Here is a 2,138-nt window from a genome sequence, read left to right as displayed (position 1 = left end):
CACAAAATATTTTACGCTCTCTTCTCCTATTAGTTAGCCTTATATCACCTTGAAATTAATATGCTGAATTAGGTTTAACCATAACTTTAACTGTTTCAAAAATAATCTTAAAATCAAAAAATATGCTACTTTTTTGAGTATATTGGAGATCTAGTCTGACCATACCATTAAAATCAGTATTATTTCGAACAGTAGCCTGCCATAAACCTGTACAGCCGGGTTTAACCCATAATCTTTGCATATCATAATCAGTATATTCAGCTACTTCTCGAGGAATTGGTGGACGAGGTCCAACTAATGACATATTTCCTTGGAGAACATTAAAAAGTTGAGGTAATTCATCTAAACTATATTTACGAATAAATTTACCAACCTTAGTAATTCTAGGGTCATCTTTCATTTTAAACATTGCACCATCAACTTCGTTTTTATCCATTAATTCCTGAATATATTTGTCAGCATTTGGAATCATAGAACGAAATTTGTACATATTGAAATGGACTCCATTTTTTCCAACTCGTTCTTGAACAAACATTATTTTTCCGTGTGAACCATCATTTTTAATTAAAATACTTAAAATAATAAATAAGGGACTTAATCCAATTATTCCTAATGAACTAAATACAATATCCATAGTACGCTTTAGCGCAAAATAAACTGGACGATTTTGAACCTTTTCTTTATTTAACCAAATTTTTTGATTTTCTTTTTCCACATTAATCACCATTAATAAATAGTCATTATACCCAATACTATAATAGTACCAAAAAAACAAATAATAAAAAAGAGCCACTGTCAATCTAACAAAAGAAGATTAATGAATTAATTCATTAATCTTCTTTATTTCTCTTTTTTACTTATTATCAATATCATCATTTTTTAAAACTTCATTTATAATATTAACATCAAAAGAAGAATCAAATTTACGTGCAAAAATATAACCTTTTTCTTTTGCCTGCGCCAATTCATTATAATCTTCTGTTCCCCATACCTTAGGATACTGAGGACCAGACCACCAGTTTATATATCTAAGATTACCTTGAAATTCATCACTACTTTTATTTTCCGTCATTTTTGCATAAAACAATCTATTTTTGTACTTAGAATTAACTAGTAATGTAGGCAAAAATATTTCATCAGAACAAATTGTATTTTTAAACGTATGCTCAATCCATTTTTCTTTACTCAAAATATATTTAATAAATTCATCGTCAATTGTTACCCATTGAGAACCATATTGAATTTTAATGTTACTATTTTTTAACCTATCAACTTTAAAAAGTTTCTGTGCAACTTTTTCCAAACGAGAATATATTAAAAAAAAGGTTTTTAAAAATATATTTTTTGTGTTTTTTCCACATATTTTTACAAAAAAATGATAAATTGAAACTCAATCTGCTATTTTTTGATCATTATTTTTATCTAAAATAAGTGTTAAAAATTCTTTGTTAGGATTTTTATCAAAAAAATCATGAATCTTATCTTGACTTACTAAAGGAAGATCAGCCCCAGATATTAAATGGTAGTATTCATAATTGTTTTTTGCAGCTTGTTTAAATAGAAACATTTCAGCTTCAATTTGTGAATAATCACCCAAAAATATTTCGACTGGAGCATATTGAAATATTTTGGATTTAGTGACATCATTTTTAAAATTAATATCTTTTATTAGAGATTTTTTATCAATTAAAAGATAGATATCATTTCGTTCATCATCTAATGATCCTAATAATTTTTTTATTGCTCGGGATTTTTATTTGCAATAATTAAATAAGCATGTTTTTTCATAATATACTTATTCTCCGAATTCTGATTTAACTAACCGAAGCGCTGACATAATGGTTTGATCCATGTTGTAGTAACGATATTGGCCTAAACGACCACCAAAGACTACATTATCATCATTTTTAGCTGCTAATTCAGTATATTCTTTGTAAAGTGAACGGTTACGTTTGTTATCAATTGGATAGTAGGGTTCATCACCACGACTCCAGTTCTTAGGATATTCGTGAGTAATCACTGTTTTATTTTTATTACCTTTACCAAATTCAAAGTGCTTATGTTCAATTACTCGAGTATAAGGAGTTTCGGCATCAGTATAGTTTACTACGGCGTTTCCTTGGTAATTATCAACATCT

At 27.7% G+C, this 2,138-nt stretch carries 4 protein-coding genes; all 4 read right to left on the bottom strand.

The window, feature by feature from the left end:
- Positions 1-55: 55 nt before the first annotated feature.
- Positions 56-727 (bottom strand): sugar transferase, encoded by a 672-nt coding sequence (locus FD36_RS06300; protein ID WP_056958854.1) that lies wholly within the window; start codon positions 725-727, stop codon positions 56-58.
- A gap of 126 nt (positions 728-853) precedes the next feature.
- Positions 854-1,303 (bottom strand): beta-1,6-N-acetylglucosaminyltransferase, encoded by a 450-nt coding sequence (locus FD36_RS06295; RefSeq protein ID WP_056958851.1) that lies wholly within the window; start codon positions 1,301-1,303, stop codon positions 854-856.
- Between the two features lie 87 nt (positions 1,304-1,390).
- Complete coding sequence (locus tag FD36_RS06290; protein ID WP_056958849.1) at positions 1,391-1,597, bottom strand: hypothetical protein; 207 nt, start codon at positions 1,595-1,597, stop codon at positions 1,391-1,393.
- Positions 1,598-1,795: 198 nt separating this feature from the next.
- Positions 1,796-2,138 (bottom strand): UDP-galactopyranose mutase (locus tag FD36_RS06285; RefSeq protein WP_235803527.1); only part of this gene is annotated, 343 nt, incomplete at its 5' end.

This window comes from Fructilactobacillus sanfranciscensis DSM 20451, from assembly GCF_001436035.1.
In the GTDB taxonomy this organism is placed as follows: Bacteria; Bacillota; Bacilli; order Lactobacillales; family Lactobacillaceae; genus Fructilactobacillus; species Fructilactobacillus sanfranciscensis.
The sequence above is the reverse complement of the archived record's forward strand: the minus strand, read 5'-3'. Positions and strand labels throughout refer to the sequence as shown.

What these genes read in the sequence shown, in the direction of transcription:
- FD36_RS06300 (WP_056958854.1), bottom strand. Translation starts at nt 727, where the DNA reads ATGGTGATTAATGTGGAAAAAGAAAATCAAAAAATTTGGTTAAATAAA.